Source organism: Vibrio chagasii, assembly GCF_024347355.1.
GTDB lineage: Bacteria > Pseudomonadota > Gammaproteobacteria > Enterobacterales > Vibrionaceae > Vibrio > Vibrio chagasii.
The window spans coordinates 1,186,103-1,205,655 of the sequence record NZ_AP025465.1 but is presented as its reverse complement, the minus strand read 5'-3'; the positions used below and the strand labels follow the sequence as shown (position 1 = coordinate 1,205,655).

Annotated in this window: 19 protein-coding genes; 9 read left to right on the top strand and 10 right to left on the bottom strand. The window is 45.0% G+C overall.

Annotation, left to right across the window (positions count from 1 at the left end; all coding sequences use genetic code 11):
• Window position 1: 1 nt before the first annotated feature.
• The 4 genes from OCV52_RS05585 to pspA all read right to left on the bottom strand — a co-directional run bounded on the left by OCV52_RS05585 (window position 2) and on the right by pspA (window position 2,493).
• Window positions 2-1,036 carry an efflux RND transporter periplasmic adaptor subunit gene (locus tag OCV52_RS05585; RefSeq protein WP_004742069.1) on the bottom strand — a complete coding sequence of 345 codons (1,035 nt, stop codon included), beginning with the start codon at window positions 1,034-1,036 and terminating at the stop codon, window positions 2-4.
• Window positions 1,037-1,194: 158 nt separating this feature from the next.
• Window positions 1,195-1,581: an envelope stress response membrane protein PspC gene (gene pspC / locus OCV52_RS05580; protein WP_008222647.1), complete on the bottom strand. Its 387-nt coding sequence runs from the start codon at window positions 1,579-1,581 to the stop codon at window positions 1,195-1,197.
• Window positions 1,574-1,807 carry an envelope stress response membrane protein PspB gene (gene pspB, locus OCV52_RS05575; RefSeq protein ID WP_004742066.1) on the bottom strand — a complete coding sequence of 78 codons (234 nt, stop codon included), beginning with the start codon at window positions 1,805-1,807 and terminating at the stop codon, window positions 1,574-1,576. Before pspB ends, pspC begins: the two co-directional genes overlap by 8 nt.
• Before the next feature lie 14 nt (window positions 1,808-1,821).
• A complete protein-coding gene (pspA, locus tag OCV52_RS05570) occupies window positions 1,822-2,493 on the bottom strand; it encodes a phage shock protein PspA (RefSeq protein ID WP_063522377.1) in 672 nt (223 codons plus the stop codon).
• Between the two features lie 269 nt (window positions 2,494-2,762).
• Here pspA and pspF point away from each other — a divergent pair, with 269 nt between their 5' ends.
• The 7 genes from pspF to OCV52_RS05535 all read left to right on the top strand — a co-directional run bounded on the left by pspF (window position 2,763) and on the right by OCV52_RS05535 (window position 9,955).
• Window positions 2,763-3,785: a phage shock protein operon transcriptional activator gene (gene pspF / locus OCV52_RS05565; protein ID WP_137407793.1), complete on the top strand. Its 1,023-nt coding sequence runs from the start codon at window positions 2,763-2,765 to the stop codon at window positions 3,783-3,785.
• A gap of 102 nt (window positions 3,786-3,887) precedes the next feature.
• The gene (sapA, locus tag OCV52_RS05560) at window positions 3,888-5,510 is read left to right on the top strand and encodes an ABC transporter substrate-binding protein SapA (protein WP_137407794.1); all 1,623 of its coding nucleotides are present in this window, start codon (window positions 3,888-3,890) and stop codon (window positions 5,508-5,510) included.
• Window positions 5,510-6,472 carry an ABC transporter permease gene (locus OCV52_RS05555; protein ID WP_061031741.1) on the top strand — a complete coding sequence of 321 codons (963 nt, stop codon included), beginning with the start codon at window positions 5,510-5,512 and terminating at the stop codon, window positions 6,470-6,472. Before sapA ends, OCV52_RS05555 begins: the two co-directional genes overlap by 1 nt.
• Window positions 6,459-7,346, top strand: coding sequence for a putrescine export ABC transporter permease SapC (gene sapC, locus OCV52_RS05550; RefSeq protein WP_061031742.1), 888 nt, complete (start codon window positions 6,459-6,461; stop codon window positions 7,344-7,346). The genes OCV52_RS05555 and sapC overlap by 14 nt, the downstream gene beginning before the upstream one ends.
• On the top strand, window positions 7,346-8,347 hold the full coding sequence (locus OCV52_RS05545) for a peptide ABC transporter ATP-binding protein (RefSeq protein WP_137407795.1): 1,002 nt from the start codon (window positions 7,346-7,348) through the stop codon (window positions 8,345-8,347). Before sapC ends, OCV52_RS05545 begins: the two co-directional genes overlap by 1 nt.
• Entirely contained in the window at window positions 8,344-9,126 is a 783-nt protein-coding gene (locus OCV52_RS05540) for a peptide ABC transporter ATP-binding protein (RefSeq protein ID WP_137407796.1), read from the top strand. The genes OCV52_RS05545 and OCV52_RS05540 overlap by 4 nt, the downstream gene beginning before the upstream one ends.
• Window positions 9,127-9,175: 49 nt before the next feature.
• A complete protein-coding gene (locus tag OCV52_RS05535) occupies window positions 9,176-9,955 on the top strand; it encodes a DUF2927 domain-containing protein (protein ID WP_137407797.1) in 780 nt (259 codons plus the stop codon).
• 98 nt (window positions 9,956-10,053) lie between these two features.
• Here the strand turns inward: OCV52_RS05535 and OCV52_RS05530 are convergent, their stop codons facing one another.
• Both OCV52_RS05530 and OCV52_RS05525 read right to left on the bottom strand, forming a co-directional pair.
• Window positions 10,054-10,443: a DUF2750 domain-containing protein gene (locus OCV52_RS05530; protein ID WP_004742050.1), complete on the bottom strand. Its 390-nt coding sequence runs from the start codon at window positions 10,441-10,443 to the stop codon at window positions 10,054-10,056.
• 150 nt (window positions 10,444-10,593) lie between these two features.
• On the bottom strand, window positions 10,594-11,499 hold the full coding sequence (locus tag OCV52_RS05525; protein WP_061031745.1) for a manganese-dependent inorganic pyrophosphatase: 906 nt from the start codon (window positions 11,497-11,499) through the stop codon (window positions 10,594-10,596).
• A 202-nt stretch (window positions 11,500-11,701) separates the two neighbouring features.
• Here OCV52_RS05525 and OCV52_RS05520 point away from each other — a divergent pair, with 202 nt between their 5' ends.
• On the top strand, window positions 11,702-12,916 hold the full coding sequence (locus OCV52_RS05520; protein ID WP_137407798.1) for a putative manganese transporter: 1,215 nt from the start codon (window positions 11,702-11,704) through the stop codon (window positions 12,914-12,916).
• A gap of 279 nt (window positions 12,917-13,195) precedes the next feature.
• On the opposite strand, the gene torA is transcribed toward OCV52_RS05520, so the two are convergent.
• From torA to torE, 3 genes are read right to left on the bottom strand one after another with little or no spacing between them, the layout of a single operon-like run.
• The gene (gene torA, locus OCV52_RS05515; protein ID WP_116870293.1) at window positions 13,196-15,658 is read right to left on the bottom strand and encodes a trimethylamine-N-oxide reductase TorA; all 2,463 of its coding nucleotides are present in this window, start codon (window positions 15,656-15,658) and stop codon (window positions 13,196-13,198) included.
• 24 nt (window positions 15,659-15,682) lie between these two features.
• Window positions 15,683-16,864 (bottom strand): pentaheme c-type cytochrome TorC, encoded by a 1,182-nt coding sequence (gene torC / locus OCV52_RS05510; RefSeq protein ID WP_061031748.1) that lies wholly within the window; start codon window positions 16,862-16,864, stop codon window positions 15,683-15,685.
• Window positions 16,865-16,914: 50 nt separating this feature from the next.
• Window positions 16,915-17,097, bottom strand: coding sequence for a trimethylamine N-oxide reductase system protein TorE (gene torE / locus OCV52_RS05505; protein WP_137407799.1), 183 nt, complete (start codon window positions 17,095-17,097; stop codon window positions 16,915-16,917).
• Window positions 17,098-17,532: 435 nt separating this feature from the next.
• Here torE and OCV52_RS05500 point away from each other — a divergent pair, with 435 nt between their 5' ends.
• Window positions 17,533-18,327: an ABC transporter permease gene (locus tag OCV52_RS05500; protein WP_137407800.1), complete on the top strand. Its 795-nt coding sequence runs from the start codon at window positions 17,533-17,535 to the stop codon at window positions 18,325-18,327.
• Window positions 18,328-18,668: 341 nt separating this feature from the next.
• Here OCV52_RS05500 and focA read toward each other — a convergent pair whose 3' ends face one another.
• Window positions 18,669-19,511 (bottom strand): formate transporter FocA, encoded by an 843-nt coding sequence (gene focA, locus OCV52_RS05495; RefSeq protein WP_137407801.1) that lies wholly within the window; start codon window positions 19,509-19,511, stop codon window positions 18,669-18,671.
• Window positions 19,512-19,553 lie beyond the last annotated feature (42 nt).

The window sequence follows — 19,553 nt, the reverse complement described above, 5'->3', positions numbered from 1 at the left end:
GTTATAGCCCCCTTTCCTTGATCCACTCTCGAACCTTAATGCCGGATTCAAGGCCATTCACACCAGAAGTTACGATGCGGTCGCCGTCGTTTAGGCCAGAGACAATATGACGTTTTTCATCAATCACGATCGCGACTTTTTCAACAATACCATCACTGTTCACTCGCCAAACTGAGACATCATCGCCATCAGTCATCATGGCAGAGGTCGGGATTTTGGTTGCAGCGGCTTGAGCCGACACAAGATTCACGGTACCAGACATGCCTGGCAAGATGCCGATATCGGTTGGTCTTTCCATCACCATGGTGACTTTATATGAACCCGTTTTAGGGTCAGCTTCCGTATCAACCTCTTGGAACGTCAGTACGTAGGAGTTTTCAGGAAACGCATCAAATACCATGGTCGCATCGGTTTCAAACCCAGAAGAAAAGCGCGTAATAAGTTGGTCGGGCAATAAGAAAACGACTTTAAGAATCTGATTGGTTTGAATATTCATGACGCCTTCTTTAGCGGCAATATACTCATGATTTTCAGCTGGAATAATGGAAATGGTGCCATCATAAGGGGCAACTAAAGTGGTGTAGCGAAGATTCGCATTCGCTTGATTAAGCATCGCGCGAGCTGAGTTATGGTTCGCTTTCGCTTGGTCGAAATCTTGCTCTGACACTACGCGGTCTTTACGCAGTTTGATCGCACGTTGGTACTGAACATCGGCAAGCTGAAAGTTCGCTTTTGCTTGCTTCTCTAGCAGTTGATATTCATCAGGGTTTAGCATGGCGAGTTTATCGCCTTTCGACACATGCTGACCTGCGGTCACGTCGATGCTCTGTAATAATCCGGGAACACGGAATGCGAGTACCGCTCTATCACCGGCTTCAGTTGTAGCAGGGAAATTACGCTCAAAAGCATTGTTACCGACGGAGACAGTGAAGAGTTTGGCGGGTCTAGATTCAGGTTCAGGTACGGGAGGAAGCTCCTTACCACACCCAGACAACCCAGCTAAGGCTGTCAATAGGACAAGGGAGGCTCTATACATTGGTGATCATCCATATCTATAAATATTTTTATAACATAGATTAATCGCATGTATCTTACCAGTCGGCGTAAGATTTATTTAGAGACAATTATTAAAAAAAATAACGGCTTGGAATAAATTTTCCTAAACCGTCATCTTATATTTTTTAGGTTTTGCCGCTACATATTCTTAAATTCGCGGTTCACTTTAAACGTATCGGATGTGACATAAGCTTCCATGTTGCGGACACTGGTCTCTAACTTCTGGAAATCACCCTCTAAAGTGTTCAATAGTGACTCTGCAGTTTGCCCTTTTTCCCAAGGCTTTTGCTTGAGCGTATGCTCTTGTTTAGCCTTCATTTGATCGACATACTGAGGTGGTTGTTTTTCAAGCATAAATGTCAAAGCAATATACGCCAATAACACCAAAAAACTACCACCGAGCAGTGCAGCAGAGATAACCATGATGCGAACCAACCAGACTTCAAGGCCGAAATAGTTCGCCAACCCTGCACACACGCCAGACAACTTACCGTTAATTGGATCGCGATACAGATCTCTACTCATAGTTTCGTCTCCAGTTAGGTGACTCCGCATCCAGTATTTTTTCTAGCGTTGTTACACGATCTTGCATCGATTCTGCCTGTGCTGAAAGCTTGTGCAGGCGTTGAAGATCCGTTTCCGATAGCCCATTACTGGATTTCTTCTTGCTGCGGTAATGTAGGAATAACCATAGCGGTGCCACGAAGATCAAAAAGACAATCAGTGGACCTGCAATTAGAAATGTGGACATAGACAACTCCTGAATTATTTATCGCGGTTTTCAACTTGTTGCTTCAGTTTCGCTAGCTCTTTTTCAATTTCATCTTGAGCTTGTAGTTCTGCAAATTCTTGGTCTAACGATTTTGCATTGCCTGTCTTCGCGTAAACATCCGCTTCAGCTTCTAATTCATCCACTTTACGCGAGAATTGCTCAAACTTCGCCATTGCTTCACTGGTTTTGCTTGAGTGCAGGTGTTTTTGTACATCACGACGGTTGCTTGCTGCGTTGTTGCGGATCATCAGTGCTTGTTGCTTGGCACGTGTTTCTGCGATCTTGGTTTCAAGCTTACCAATCTCATTCGTTAGTTTCTCAATCGTTTCATGCACTAACGTTTGCTCTGTGTGAAGGCTCTTGATGATGTCTTCCAGCTTTTGCTTTTCGATCAGCGCCGCTCTCGCTAGATCTTCACGTTGCTTGGTCAGTGCCAGTGTCGCTTTATTCTGCCAATCAAGAATCTGAGTTTCGATAGCTTCAACTTTACGAGCGAGTTCTTTCTTGTCCGCGATAGCTTTTGCTGAGTTAGTGCGAACCTCTACCAATGTATCTTCCATTTCTTGGATGATCAGGCGAATCATTTTTTCAGGATCTTCAGCCTTGTCTAATAATGCGCTGATGTTTGAATTTACGATATCTGCAAAGCGAGAAAAAATACCCATGAGGAACTCCTTAATTTCAATAATGGCAAATGCGATTTAAATCGTTGTGCGACTCATCACCACTTGCTCGCTAATTTACGTTTGTTGCTAAAACTACCATAAGTAATCCAAGTTATGTGCCAACTTTTAAGGCATTAATTATCAGTCACTTACAATGTAATGGCGATTAACCTGAACCATGCTATGATGAATTTAACCAAGTATTGGTATTTTTCACCACTACAGTCTAAATGACCTCCACCAGCGCTCAGCTAACACAAGGACCCGGTATGCAGCAGAATCTTATTGGTGAATCACCTAGCTTTCTTTCTGTTTTGGACAAAGTTTCTCAACTGGCTCCAATAGAGAGGCCTATTCTGATCATTGGAGAGCGTGGTACAGGTAAAGAGCTGATTGCACAAAGGCTGCATTACCTCTCAAAGCGTTGGGACCAGCCTTTGATCTCGCTAAACTGTTCAACACTAAGTGAAGGCTTGATTGATTCAGAGCTGTTTGGTCATGAGTCAGGCTCCTTTACCGGCTCAAAAGGTCGTCACCATGGCCGATTTGAGAGAGCGGAAGGCGGCACACTATTTCTTGATGAACTGGCAACAACTCCCCTTGCAGTGCAAGAAAAGCTATTGCGTGTTATTGAATACGGACAGTACGAACGTGTCGGCGGGCAAAAAGCGCTAAGCGCAAATGTAAGGCTGGTGTGTGCAACTAATGCTGACCTGCCAGAGATGGCATCTAAAGGCGAATTTAGAGCCGATTTATTAGATAGGCTCGCCTTTGATGTCATTACTATCCCTCCGCTTCGTGAACGCAAAGAGGACATCACATTACTGGCTGAATACTACGCCATTAAGATGTGCCGTGAATTAGAACTCGAGTTGTTTGTTGGCTTTGCGCCATCGGCCATAGAATCCTTACTGGAATACTCTTGGCCAGGGAATGTAAGAGAACTCAAAAACGTCATTGAGCGTGCCATCTATCAACATGGTAAGAACCCATACCCTATTGAATCTTTGGTATTTAACCCGTTTAAAACAGCATGGGATAAGAATCAAGAATCGACTCAAGACATTGGCAATGAGTCATCCAACAGCCATACTTCTTCTGAAGGTTCGTTTTCTTTGCCCCTTGATTACAAAGCGTGGCAAGAGCAGCAAGACATCAAGCTGCTCAATCAAGCGTTAAAACAGAGCAAGTACAACCAAAAACACGCCGCCGAATTACTCGGACTCACCTACAACCAATTAAGGGGAATGGTGAGGAAGTACGCGATTGTCGGACAAGGCAGTGAGAAATAGCCACACTCATAGGATTATTATTTGGAGCCGAATAAATAAAATGTTAAATTATCCGGATCTTGAGGCACCTCTAACGCCTCGTTTCGAAAAGTATTTCTTTTTATGAAAGCACTAATAAGACTATCACTGAGCATCTGCACGCTGAGCTTTTTAGCCGGATGTGGTGAGAGTGTGAATCACGATCAAATTCGTGAAAAAGGCTTCATTTATTGCGGCCAAGGTAATCCTAGTACCTTCAACCCTCAATTGGTTGATAGTGGAATTACAGCAGAATCGCTGAGCCCGCAAATCTTCGACACGCTGCTCACACTCGATCCTATGACTTATCGACCACAGCAGAATCTAGCAACAAACTGGTCTGTCGATAAATCAGGTACTGAATACACTTTCAAACTGCGCCCTAACGTCGCGTTCCAGACCACAGGCTGGTTTACGCCAACCCGTTCTATGAACGCGCAAGATGTGGTTTTTAGTTTCGAACGTATCATTGATAGTTCCAACCCCTTCCACTATGTGGGCGGTGGTCTATACCCATGGTTTGCGGGCATCGACTTCAAGAATTTGATTGTCGATATCACGGCAGTGGACGACTTAACGGTTAAATTCCAATTGAGTCGCCCAGATAATTCTTTTCTAAATAACATCGCGACCAGTTACGCGGTGATTCACTCTAAGGAATACGCGAACCAACTCGTGGCTGCTGATGAGAAGAATGAAATCGACTCGAAGCCGGTTGGTACTGGTCCATTCTATCTGGATGAATATCAAATCAATGACTTGGTGCGTCTTAAAAAGAACAAGCATTACTGGAAAGGTGATGTGCAAATGGACCAAGTGGTTTTCGATACCTCACAACGCGGAACCGGCACCCTCGCTAAGTTGCTGCGCAATGAATGTGATGTGTTGAACTCGCCAATTTCTAGCCAGATCCCAATCATTCAAGCACATAAAGAGCTGCAGATATCCGCGACACCAGCGGTGAATGTCTCTTTCATCGCCCTTAATACAGAGCACCCAGCCCTACGCGACTCTCGCGTACGTAAAGCGCTGAACTTGGCTATCAACCGCCAGAATATTCTTGATTCGGTGTACTACGGTACAGGTACCAAGGCTTATACACTGCTGCCTCCGACATCTTGGGCTCATCAGAAAGACAATGTTCAAGTGCGTTATGACCGAAACTATGCGATAGCCCTTCTCAAAGAAGCTGGCGTAGAGCCGGGATTAGAGCTTTCAATGTGGGTGCCGCTAGAGCCAAGAGCTTACAACCCAAGTCCGCGTAAAACTGCGGAACTTATCCAAGCTAATTTAGCGGACATCGGCATCGAATTGAAACTTTACACTGACGATCGATTCGACCGTACACAACTGTCTTCGATCGCCTCAACAGATCTCCTGTTAACAGGCTGGATCGGTAATACTGGTGACCCTGATAACTTCTTGCGCCCTCTGCTCTCATGCAGCTCTGAGCGCGCAGGTCTCAACGTATCGATGTGGTGTAATTCAGACTTTGATTTCCTTCTGGACTTAGCCTTAGAGATCAACCAACAAAGGCACCGTGTAAACTTGTATCGCCAAGCCCAAAACATTCTCAACGAGGAAGTACCCGTGATTCCTCTGGCTCACGGAGTGCAGTTCCGCGTACATGATCGTTCTTTAACTGGCTTCAAACAGAGCCCGTTCAATGCCCAACCTTTTGATCAAGTCAGAAGAGAGGTGCACTGATGTTTTGGTATACATTAAGACGCATTAATCTGTTCGTTATCACGCTTGCGATCCTGACGATGGTCGGCTTTTCGTTGCTGCGACTCGATCAAACCTCACCGTGGGCGATTCAAGATTTCTGGCCCGGTTGGATAAGCTATATCACAGAGCTATCAACACTAAACTTTGGCTTAAGCAAGCACGGTACACCAATCATTGATGAGCTTGTGGTCGTTTTCCCAGCGACATTAGAGCTGTGTTTCTTTGCCTTTGTATTAGCGCTCTTAATTGGTATCCCTTTTGGGACTATCGCGGGCATGAGACAAGGTAAATTTGTCGACACCACTATCTCGTTTACCTCGATGGCAGGTTACTCTGCACCTATATTCTGGGTCGCACTATTGATGATCATGGTCTTCTCACTGCATTTTGAGATGTTCCCTGTTGGCGGGCGATACGATCTACTTTATGAGATTGAACATGTGACTGGCTTTGCGATCATCGATGCCTTTTTTGCTGAAGGTCGCTACCGCGCACACGCTTTGCAAAGTGTCATCGAGCACATGGCGCTGCCGTGTCTTGTTTTAGCATTAGCACCAACGACTCAAGTTATTCGTCTCATGCGAGCATCAGTGGCTGAAGTAATGACGCAAAACTACATTCGCGCGGCGCGTATTAAAGGTCTATCAACAAGAGAGATCGTTACTCAGCATGTATTGCGCAATGCGATTCCACCGATTATTCCTAAGGTCGGTGTTCAACTTTCAAGTATGTTAACGCTTGCGATCATTACGGAATCTATCTTTAACTGGCCGGGAATTGGCCGCTGGTTATTGGATGCTTTATCGAATCAAGATTACGTTTCTATTCAAGCTGGCGTAATTGTGGTGGCAACTCTGGTTTTGACTGCAAATATTCTGTCTGACCTGCTAGGCGCTATGGTCAACCCACTGGTAAGGAAGGAATGGTATGCTAACAAATAACGTCTACCAGGAAGAACAGATTCCTACCCAGTTTGAGCGCTTCTGGCGTAGCTTCCGCTCTAACAACCTTGCGATGTTTGGCTTGTGGTGTTTGATACTTATCATTCTGGTGACGATCACTTCTCCGTGGTTAGCTCCCCATGACGCACAAGAGCAAACGGGTCATCTTTTAACACCGCCATCTTGGGATCCAGCAGGTACTGTTGAATATTTCTTGGGTACAGACGATCTAGGCCGAGATATTCTTTCTCGCTTAATCATTGGCTCTCAGCTTACCTTTGGTGCGGCGGTCGTGATTACCTTTATCGCTGCCGTTATTGGCTGTCTCATTGGCGTGCTTGCGGGTATGACGCGTGGTTTGCTATCAAGTACTCTAAACCACCTGCTTGATACGGTGATGTCGATTCCGTCTCTGCTACTAGCAATCATCTTTGTAGCATTCCTTGGCTTTGGCGAGTTCAATATCTTGCTGGCCTTATGTTTGGCATTGATTCCGCGCTTTATTCGCTCGGTCTACATTGCCGTGCATGCTGAGGTAGAGAAAGACTATATTCTGGCTTCTCGCCTTGATGGTGCGAACGACTTCTACCTGCTGTGGAACTCGATTCTTCCAAATATTCTTACTGTGGTGGCACTAGAAATTACACTGGCGTTATCCGTCGCAATTCTTGATATCACCGCCTTAGGCTTCCTTGGTCTTGGCGCTCAGGCACCAAGCACCGAATGGGGCTCTATCCTAGGTGATTCTGTAGAACTTATTTATCTCGCACCATGGACAGTAACCCTACCTGGCCTAGCCATTATGTTTACAGTAATTGTGATTAACCTCGTCGGTGAAGGTGTTCGCCAAGCGCTAAATGCAGGAATCGAATAATGCCATTACTTGATATTCGACATCTAACTATCGAAATTGAGACTCCTCAAGGGATGGTTAAAGCGGTAGATCGAATGAGTATTACCCTCAATGAAGGGGAAATTCGTGGTTTAGTAGGTGAATCAGGCTCTGGTAAAAGCTTGGTTGCTAAAGCGATCGTTGGTGTTTGTAAAGAAAACTGGAAGGTATCCGCTGACCGTATGCGACTCGGGAATGTTGACCTGCTTCAACTGACCCCTAAAGAGCGCAGACGTGTCATTGCTCGTGATATTGCGATGATTTTCCAAGAGCCATCAACGTGTCTTGATCCTTCAGAAAAAGTGGGCAATCAACTGATCGAAGCCATTCCCTCACACGCCTTTGAAGGTCGATGGTGGCAACGATTTAAGTGGCGCAAGAAGCAAGCTATCGCTCTGTTGCACAAAGTCGGCATCAAAGATCACTCGCGCCTATTGGACAGCTACTCTTACGAGCTCACTGATGGTGAGTGTCAAAAGGTGATGATCGCGATGGCGATCGCTGCCAAACCGAAAGTCTTGATTGCCGATGAACCAACCAACGACTTGGACCCGATTACCCAGTCTCAGATCTTGCGATTATTGAGCCGAATGAATCAGCTCCATAACACGACAATCATCCTGATCGGCCATGACTTAACGACCATCACTCAATGGGCGACTCGAATTACTGTTATGTACTGTGGTCAGTCTGTTGAATCTGCGGATACGCAAAAACTGTTGGATGCACCAAAGCACCCATACACGGTGGCTCTGTTGAAAGCGATGCCAGACTTCAACGACTGGATTCCACACAAAGAGAAACTTCAGTCGCTACCAGGATCGATTCCTCCACTACAACATCTTCCTATTGGTTGTCGATTGGGTCCACGTTGCCCTTACGCGCAAAGACAGTGTGTGGAAATCCCACATACTAAACGAATCAAAAATCATAAGTTTAACTGTCATTTCCCTCTGAATATGGAGAAGAAAAAGAAATCATGAGTGCATTATTAGAAGTCAGTGAATTATCCAAAGACTTTACGACTCGCTCTGGTCTTTTCCGTAAAAAGATTCATCAAGCGGTGAAGCCGGTAAGCTTTACGCTTGAAGCAGGCCAAACGATCGGCTTTATTGGTCAAAACGGCTCTGGTAAATCGACGTTAGCAAGAATGCTAGCAGGCATGGTAGAACCGACTGCGGGTGAGATTCGTGTAAACGGTGAAAAGCTAGAGCATAAAGACTATTCGACTCGCTGTAAGTTGATTCGCATGATCTTCCAAGATCCCAACACATCGCTTAACCCGCGTATTCAGATTGGCCGTATTCTGGAAGGTCCACTGAAGCGAAACACCAACATGCCGCCAGAAGCCCGTATGCGCCGTGTAAAGGACACACTATTACGTGTAGGTCTTCTACCAGAGCATGCTTACTTCTACCCTCAGATGCTTGCAGCGGGCCAGAAACAAAGAGTTTGTCTAGCTCGCGCCCTGATACTTCAGCCATCAATCATTGTCGCTGACGAAGCTCTGAACGGTCTAGATATGGCAATGCGTTCTCAGATCATCAACCTATTCTTAGAACTTCAAGAAGAGATGGGCGTATCCTTCGTCTACGTATCTCAACACCTTGGCATTGTTAAGCACATCACCGATAAGATCATCGTGATGCACGAAGGTGATGTGGTTGAGAGCGGAGACACCGATGAAGTGTTAACCAACCCAGGTCACCAAATCACCCAAAGACTGGTTGAGAGCCATTTCTCCAAAGCGCCAAACCACTAAGCTGAAACGACTAAGCTAGAACCACGCTATGTTCAGTAGGAGGGAAAGTATGTTACGAGCTGCTACAATGCTTCCCCTCTTGCTTGTTAGCCTCTCATTTAAAGCGGCAAGCACACCGCTTACTTGGTTAGATAAAGCCTTCATAGAAACCGCGTTTTATAACGTGGCACTGCAACACGAATACTCCTCAGGAACAAAACCACTCGCCAAATGGCAGCAACCGATCAAAATTTGGATTGACCATCGTGTCGGCGATAAAGAGCTTCATCAAGAACTCGCAGAGCTGCATATCCAACACTTAGCTCAAGTGACCCAGCATCCTATCTCACTCGTCGATAAAGAGTCTGAAGCGAACGTTAAGTGGATATACACGAGGCAGAGTCAGTGGTTGTCTGAGGCGAAATCAGTACTCAAGCTCAAATCAACTCAGCATTTAAATAGCGCCATCTGTACGGCGGGTTATCGAACCAATTCTCAAGGTGAGATTGTTTACGCTGGGATTGTAATTCCCGTAGATCAGGCAAGATCTCGAGGCAAGCTCGTCGCCTGTATCGTAGAAGAGATCACTCAGGTTCTAGGCCTGCCCAATGATTCAGATAAAGCCTACCCTTCTATTTTCAACGACCACACGCCAGAAGACTTATTATCGCCGTTAGATGTAGTGCTACTGCAACTATTGTATGAACCAGAACTAAAAGCTGGAATGACAAAATCTGAAGTAAAACCTAGCGTTCGAAAGATACTCAGGAGATACAGCAAAACAGGTGTGCTTCAACAAGCTTCTAAAGCCGCACAGCAAGCACCCTTGTATCAGTTGATTGGATATTGACGAATACAAGTTGGAAGCAACTTAGATGGGATAATTGAATGATAGCGCTACCTAAGAAAGGCAGCGCTGACTTACGATGTTACGGTATGACGAAAGAACTAGCGCTTAGCAGCCTGTTTTTTCAGCTCGAAGTCGAATTCATCAGGGAACAGGATAACGCCTTCTTCTTGCTCATTAGGGAATACAACCACAGCAAGTTCGTCGTCTTCTAGGCCATTTGTCCAGCGGCTGTGCCATTTGTTTAATGAGATAGACTCAGCCTTACACTCAGCCCAGTCACCTGTCGCCCATGACTCAGCAAACTCTTGATTTGGCCATACAGGTACGCAATCTTCGTCTTCTGTGTTTAGCATTACACAACCGTGCTCATCGGTTAAGATCCATACTTCACGGTTTGCTACGATTTCTTTCACACAGTACTTTAGGCGTTGCTCACCCGTATACTTATTGATTTCTGCGATTCTTTTATCGTCTAGCTGTGTAGTCATCTTAATTTCCTACTTTAGTCAGTAACTTTGCGCTTAAAGTTATTTTATGCAGAGTGCTTTTAACTGCAAATATTATCGATGAAGAAAAGTGCTCACTTCAAAGAAAAACGCCTGCTAAATTTAGCAGGCGTTTATTATTAAGTGACTTGATTAAACAAGCTCACCTTGTAGCCAAGGCCAGCCTTGCTTCTTACGGCTCAACGTGTTTTCCATCATTAGCATGCCGTCTTTTTCGTGCTTAACCAATTTCTCAGCCCATTCACCTTTGTAAAGAAGGCGAGTTTGAGCAGTAGTGATGTCAGTTAGCATTACAGCTGCAAATGCTAGACCGTCTTTCTCACAACGCTCTTCAAGATCCGCTTCAAGCGCTTCGATCATGCCGTCAACTTGCTCAAGAGTCGCAAGCTCAACTTGACCAACAACAACATCGCGACCGTTGAATGGGTAGCCTTTAAGGTCTTTTTCTACTAGTTGTGCAGCAGATAGACCTTCGATGTTTGTTTTAGCGATTAGAAGTGCTTTGATGAATGCATCAACGTCTTCTACGCCAGCGATTTCAGCAAGTTCAGCAACCGCGTCTTTGTCTTTTTGAGTACAAGTTGGAGATGCGAAACCAACAGTGTCTGAAAGGATTGCAGACATCATTAGCTTAGCGATTTGTTGAGAGATAGCGTGACCTTCAATCTTGAACATGTTGAAAAGTACTGTGTTTGTACAACCAACAGGCCAGATCCAAGCTTCCATAGGGTTTACTGTCATCACGTCGCCTAGACGGTGGTGATCGACAATACCTAGGATCTCTGCATCAGCAACATCATCTGGTGCTTGTGCTAGATCTGAGTAGTCTACTAGCCAGATTTTCTCACCAGCAACAGAAGTACGAAGTTCTGGCATGTCTGCACCAGCAACTTCAAGAATGTGTTGAGTTTCGCGGTTGATCTCGCCTTGGCGAATTGGTGTCGCTTCCTCGCCACGAGCTTTAAGAAGCTCAGTTGCAACTAACGCACTACAAATACTGTCACTATCAGGGTTTTTGTGACCAACAACTAAAATCATGTTTCTTCCTATTACACTAACAATTACGACTCTACCTATAGAGCCTCTCTTTTATTAGGCATACTTTACCCTATTTTTTTAGATTGGTCATGTTTCGTCGGTTTCTCCCACATCCAGAATAGATAAAAAAAACAAAGATGCAATTGATAATTATTATCATTCGTATATATTAATCCTAAGACATCTATTTTGAGTAACACCTATGGACCGACTAATCTCTTTATTACCAAGCAGTCGCGCTTCGAAAACAACTCAGTTTTCACTCTCATTCAAGCGCCTACTGTTACCTATTTCATTAGCAGCTTTGGTCGCGGCACCTGCAACGCGTGAATTGACCGTAACCACATTATCAGACGCCTTCTGGGCGGTATCTTGTTATGTCGCTTTAACCCTAGCGGTCTACCACTGGTTGAGTCTTTACATCAACAAAGACAACGTATTCAGCAAGCTGGTCCATCAGTCTCGCTCTAACCAAGTTGTGTTCGCCGCCTTAATGGGTGCCCTACCCGGCTGTGGTGGCGCAATCGTAGTAACCACTCAGTTTATTTCAGGTAAGCTCGGGTTTGGCGCTGTCGTCGCCGTGCTCGTATCCACTATGGGTGATGCTGCCTTTCTACTTATCGCCAGCGAGCCAAAAACGGGATTAGCTATGATGGCGATGGGGGTCATTGTTGGTACTGCGTCAGGCCGAATCATTAACCTATTCCATGCCGATGATTTCTTACGCCCAAAACAAGCTGAGACAAATGTATCTGCCGCTAACTGTTCGTCTCAATCTCAGACCAAAGAAGCGGTGTCTAAAAAAGCGATTAACCTGCAAGGCTACCTTTGGTCGGTTCTAATTATTCCTGGAGCAGCGGTTGCCCTACTTGGCTCTTTTCAAGTTGATGTCAACGAACTGCTCGCCTTACCCGAGATGTCTATGGAATGGGTCGGCGCAATTCTGTTGATTAGCTCAATGTTTCTTTGGGGGCTAACTCGCGAGATTGAAGATTACAAATCGGCGGTAAGTGAAGATGAAAAGTGTGTCGGCTCTCACCCACTTCAAAAGACCGCTCAGGACACAAACTTTGTTACCGCTTGGGTGGTGGTTGCCTTTTTGTTCTTTGAGTTTGGTTCTGTGATAGCAAATGTTGATTTTGAGACGCTATTCTCAAGCTGGGGAATTATGCTCCCCCTGGCTGGAGTCCTGATGGGTTTGCTACCGGGCTGTGGGCCACAATTATTGGTGACTAGCCTTTACCTTTCAGGTGCGCTTCCACTTTCTGCACAGATAGGTAATGCAATTTCAAATGATGGTGATGCCCTATTCCCTGCCATTGCAATGGCACCTAAAGCTGCATTAGTCGCTACGTTGTACTCTAGTGCGCCCGCATTAATCTGCGCATACGGATATTGGTTTATGTTCGAGGTTTAGATCTCAAAGCTCGATAAGTCCCTATTTAGGTCGGTACTTGGTATCGACCTTTTTGCTTTCTAACCCTTGGTCACTCTAATCCCTACTCTCCACCGCTCTTATTTGTAAACGCCCTCTAACCTATACAGTTACTAGCTCCCCCTCAATACGCTTCTAAACGCGCTACACAGTTGATTGACCGTAAATACAAGGTTCAGTAGATAAAATACAAAAAGCCCCTGTAAGAGTGCTTACAGGGGCTTTAATTCAAGCTTTAATCTTAGCTTTTAAGCGAGATGCTTAAGAAACTTCGATTGGGCCACCGAATGAAGTTACTGGAGGCAGTTTGCCTTGGAACTTCTCGAAGTCGACCAAACATGTGTTTGCTGACGTCGCTTGAGCTAGCTCAGAAGTACCGATGTCTTGAGTTAGTGTATTTGGATCGCCGTATGTATCTAGCGCGCCCACTTTCTCGTTGATCGGGCCGTACCAAGCGCCTTCTTCGATACGTACAACACCAGGAGCGTAGCTATCCATTAGAACAGCACCTGCTAGTAGTTGACCACGGTCGTTGAACACACGTACTACGTCACCGTCTTTGATGCCTTTCTTCTTAGCATCAACTGGGTTGATGTAGATTGGCTCACGGCCTTGTACCGCGTAAGTCGCACGCCACTCTTCAGATTCACACATCTGAGAGTGAAGACGCTTGTCTGGGTGACAAGATTGTAGCCAGTACGGGTGTTTGTCAGAGCCTGGACCACCGTGTGAACGTTCAGATTTCTCGAACCACATTGGGTGTTCCTGACAGTGCTCGTAACCCATGTTGCCAACAGTACGGCTTGTGATTTCGATGAAACCAGAAGGTGTACCTAATGCGTTGATCTCTGGGTCTTCACGGAATGAAGCGTGACGAGTCCATGGCTTACCTTTACCGAAGTCTAGGAAGCCTTTTTCCCAGAACTCAGCGAACTCAGGCATTTCGAAGCTGCCTTCGTTTGCTGCGCGACATTCGTCGTACAGAGATTTAACCCACTGCATTTCGTCCATACCACGCGTGTAATCGTCGTAACGACCCCAACGTTTAGTTAGGCTAGACATGATCTCGAAGTCAGTCTTAGACTGGAACAGAGGATCCACTAGTTTATGCATCGCGATCAAACCACGGCCTGAGTATGCGCCGTAACCATCGATATCGTTACGTTCCCACTGAGTACATGCTGGAAGCACGATGTCAGAGTGACGACAAGTTGCAGTCCAAGCGAAATCAACAGCAACTACAGTTTGTAGGCTCTTGAATGCTTTACGCATCTTGTTGCGATCTTGGTGGTGGTGCCACGGGTTGTTACCACTGAATACCATCATCTTAATATCAGGCAGTGTTACCGTTGCGCCATTCGCTTTGATCTTCTTACCAGGCTCTAGCAAGCTATCAACCCAACGAGCAACTGGGATTACGCGGCTGTAACCGTTGTAATCTGTGTTTGTGTACTTAGGTTTCTGACCTTGGTCGATGTTCAGCGGGAAAGAACCCGGAGCAGCGAAACCAGTTGAAGATACACCGATACCAGAGTAGTGGTGACCGTAAGAGATACCACCGCCAGGTAGACCAATTTGACCAACCATTGCTGCGATAACTGCACACATCCAGTAAGGCTGCTCACCGTGTTGTTGACGCTGGATACTCCAACCAACAAGAATTTGTGTACGACCGTTAACCAACATCTTAGCGAAGTCACGGATAGAATCCGCGCTAGCGCCACAGATAGCAGAAGCCCACTCTGGAGTCTTCTCAACTTTATCTTTCGTTTCACCTTGAACGTACTTGATGAAGTCTTCAAAACCTAGACAGTAAGTTTCGATGAACTTCTTGTCGTATAGACCTTCATTGTAAAGTACGTGAGCAACACCAAGCATGAACGCCACGTCAGTTTGTGGGTTGATGTAGAACTGCTCGTTTTCTAGGTAACGGCCTGTTTTGTTCTTAACAGGGTCAACAGAAACAACGTTGATTTCTTTCTTAGCAACTTTCTCTTTCAGCTGTTCTAGGTATGCGAAAGACTCGTGAGTCTCACATGTCCAACCTACTTGAAGGTTTTTAACTGGATCGTTACCCCAAAGAACAATGTTGTCACTGTTTTCTAGGATAAGTTCCCAAGATGTACCTTGTGCGTAAACTTCAGTAGAACCCAGCACGTAAGGCATGATCGTTTGACCAGCACCTGTTGAGTAGTCACCGATTTTCTTCACAGAGTAACCGTGAAGTGCCATTGCACGTTGCATGTGGTTAGTACAGCTGTGGAACTGACCAGTTTGTCTCCAACCAGTTTGACCAGTGTGAAGCGCCCATGGACCGTAATCTTTCTGTACGCGCTCTAGTTCGCGGTAAACAAGGTCTAGTGCCTCATCCCAAGTCACACGAATAAAGCGGTTGTTACCACGCGTGTCAGCGCTGTATTTGTGCTTCTTAAACCAATCTAGGCGAACCATTGGGTAACGCACACGAGATGGGCTGTAGATAATACCTTTAATACCTTTCAACATCTCTGTTGGGTGTTGATCGATTTCTAAAGGTTTAATTTCTTGTACTTTACCCGCGTAAACGCGAGCTCGGAATGCACCCCAGTGAGAACCAGAGACTTTCCATGTGCCGTCTGTTTCTGCAGCAGATGCTGAAGCCGACGCCAATAAGCTTGGACCGATAACCGATGCCGCACTCGTCGTTGCGACACCTTTCAGAAAACTTCTTCTTGTAATTGCCATTGTGTTACTCCAATTGACGTCTTATTAGTGATGGCCTTCAGAAAAATCTGATGAGTGCTTCTGTAGATACTTAAGAACCAATGCTTCTGTATCTGTATCGAAGTTAACGAATGCAATCATACCATCTAGCATGCCTACCCAACCGTTAGCACTGAAGTGCGCTTCATCTGGTTGTGAGTGACAAGTTGAACAGTTAGATTGATACGCTTGACCAGCGGCGTTCCAGATTGGATCGAAGTTATCAACCATAGACTCTTTCTTCATCCAAAGTGCTAGGTTAACTTCTTCCCATGGAAGGCCAGTTAGCTCATCTTCTTTCTTCTCGCCAACAGTGATTACGTCACTTTGAGATACTTCTTTCGTCAAGATCGCTGTTGAGATGTTCATACCGAAGTCTTCTTGGATTACACGTCCGAAGCCTTTCGCTTTACGCCAACCGTCGATTTGAATCTTGATCATGTCGCCTTTCTCATCGATCACAGCAACTTTACTTGCAGGGCTTAGTAGACCCGCTTCAACGGTTGCAGTCTCATCCGTGTACATTGGAAGGTGACGAATTGAAATCACGTCTGAACCATTAGAGTAAGAAGTGCTGCTAGCAACTTGCTCAAGCTCACCAACGATACCACTAGCCGATTCCATATCTAATGGAAGGTTGTGAGCAATACCTTTGTGACAGTCAACACAGCTTTGATCACGCTCTGCTGCGTTCTTCATTTGAATACGCGCTGTTGGGCGCATGTTCTCGAAATCCATTGAATCGTAGTTGTGGCAGTTTTTACACTCTAGAGACTTGTTCGAAGAGAAACGGTCCCATTCGTGTTTAGCCAATTCAATACGACGAGCTTCGAATTTCTCTGGCGTGTCTAGATCACCAAATACTTGAGCGAATACTTCTTTAGATGCTTGCATCTTACGTGCGATCTTTGCTGTCCATTCATGTGGAACGTGACAGTCAGGACAAGTAGCACGCACACCAGAAGTGTTTTTCCAGTGAACCGTTTCTTGTAGCTCTACGTATACGTTGTCACGCATGGTGTGACAGCTTACACAGAACTCTTCTGTATTTGTGTGTTCTAGCGCTGTATTGAAACCGCCCCAGAAAATAACACCGGCGATAAAGCCACCCATAGTTAGTACACCCAAACTGATGTGTACTGCTGGGCGAGTCATAGTGCGCCATAATTTAACTAAAAATGATTTCATGTTTAGCTCTCTTAAATATTGATTTTAAAAATTGTTGTTACTAGAGGGCATTACATGCCGCCGTGAGCACCAGGAGGTCCGAATACAAACACTTGTAATGCCCAAACTAGGAAGCCGTAACCACCTACAAAAGCAACACTTAATATTGGAAAGAGAACCACTGCAATGAAGAGGAAAGATTGCCACTCCAGCGAGCGTTTTTCGCCAGTTTCAATTTTGTTAACATCACTCATACATTTTGCCTATTTTGTATTTAGTAATTTCGAGTAGCCCATTCTAGGGGGCTAAAGTTCTGAGTATCTAACAACAAATTTTAACCATACGCAAAGTAGGGTTCAATGAAATCTCCCGTTATAACCCTTGCTAATCAATACTTTTTTGAGCTCATCCAGAGTTGTTTTCAGTTAAAGAAACATATTAAAAAGTATTAACAAATGTGAAGAATTAAGTACATTTCAAAGATGTTAAAAACCAACATCTATGCAACTACATTGTAACCGTTTTTAACGTTTGACCTACTAAGTAGTAGCTAAAAATGCCTTAAACGACCAATAATTTGTACTCGCATTGTTAATTTATTGAGTACTTTTTGAATTCACTGTTGAAGAGCTGAAATGCATCATTTGGCACTTTCAGATATGATGTGTATCCAATTAAAAGGAAGCACTATGCAAGACGTTATAGACATATCTTGGTGGCAGTTGCTGTTTTTTAGCTCACTTCTTATCCTGCCCATTGCAATTAATCACAAACTGAAATTAGGTCTGGGTAAAGAGGCCACTATTAGCATTGTTCGCATGGCTATTCAGCTATTTCTAGTTGGTGTTTACTTGGAGTACCTGTTCACTTTGAATAGCTTATGGGTCAACTTATTGTGGTTGTTCGCCATGATAATAGTGGGTGCGAGCTCAATTGTTGAAAAGTCCAAACTGCCCCAAAAGCTACTGCTAGCCCCGGTAGCCGTTAGCCTTGCAGTGACCTGTGTCCCTATTGTTCTATTCATCTGCTTTTTTATTATTAAACCGACGCCGCTATTTAATGCGCAGTACCTTATTCCCATTGCGGGGATGTTATTAGGCAATAGCTTAAGCAGTAATATCGTGGCACTGCAGAACTTGTTTGGTGCTTTTGAAACCCAAAGGTCAGAATATGAAGCAGCAGTCGCCCTAGGAGCCGCACCAAGCTACGCTGCTGCACCTTTTGTACGTACAGCGATCCAGAAAGCGATGTCACCGATTATAGCGTCTATGGCTACGACCGGCTTAGTAACGCTACCAGGAATGATGACAGGACAAATTCTTGGAGGGGCTTCGCCAATGATCGCAATTAAATATCAACTGATCATCATGTTGGCTATTTTCGTGATGATGAGCTGCTCTTTGGCCCTCGCATTACACCTATCTTTAAAGACATCACTAACTAAAGAGGGGCGAGTTCTCGCCCAAATCCAACCTTCGAAATAACCTCTCACCTCTTTTGAGATCTGGTTACTCACTGAATTTGAGACAGGTTATCCACAGAATCTGTGGATAACCAAATCAATATAGATCCTTTTTTGTCCACTTCGCCCTTTCAAAAGATCATTCACATTGATCTTTGCTTACTTTCAACGACATATACACATGTGCTGATCATTGTTGTTGAGTCTTTTCTTAGTAATTGAGGACATGAACGACATGGTTTTCCACAAATAAAAAACGGCCTGCAATGCAGACCGTCTTTTTAATGTCATAAGTAAGTTGAGTGTTTAAGTGAGCTTCATCAACAGCTCTGACTACTCACTGATAACTAGTGGCGCTATATCTTAGTCACGCAGGTAGATTAACCAGTACCACATGCCGACAAAGATGCCACCACCGATGATGTTACCTAAAGTCACAGGCAATAGATTATTCATCAGAAAGTCGATCATGTTTAAGTCGACATAATCGGCAGGGTTAGCACCTGTCATGGCCCAGAACTCAGCAGGAGCAAATGTCTTGATACCGATAGCAAGCGGAACTTGGAACATATTTGCAATACAGTGCTCAAAGCCTGCTGATACAAACATCGCTACTGGTAGGATCATCACTGCGATCTTATCAGTGAGTGTGCGTCCGCTGAATGTCATCCATACCGCGATACACACCAGCACATTACACATGATGCCAAGCGCGACCGCTTGAATGAAATCATGGTGCATTTTGTGTTGAGAAATCGCCATCGCGTTTAAGCCAACCTGACCATGATCAAACATGTATTGCTTCGTCAGTAGCATACAAGCCACCAGCAATAACGCACCAATCAGGTTTCCAATGTAAACCGTCGCCCAGTTTTTCACTAAGGTGTGCCAAGTGATCTTGCCACTTGCACGAGCCACCAAGGTTAGTACCGAACTGGTAAACAGTTCACCGCCAGTAACTACAACAAGAATTAAGCCTAAGCTAAATGCTAGGCCGCCCAACAAGCGAGTAATACCCCATGGCAGATCGCCAGCACCAGTCGTTACGATAGTGTAGAACACAAACGCAATACCGATATGGATACCAGCTGAAATCGCTAGAAGAAAAGATTTGATTGGATCTTTGGTTGCTTTACCTACGCCAATATCTGCAGCGCGCTCAGCCATTTGTGGCGGTAATAATGAGTCAAATTGGTTTAGATTCATGATGATTTACATTTTGAAACATGTCGTCGGGAGCGCGATAAT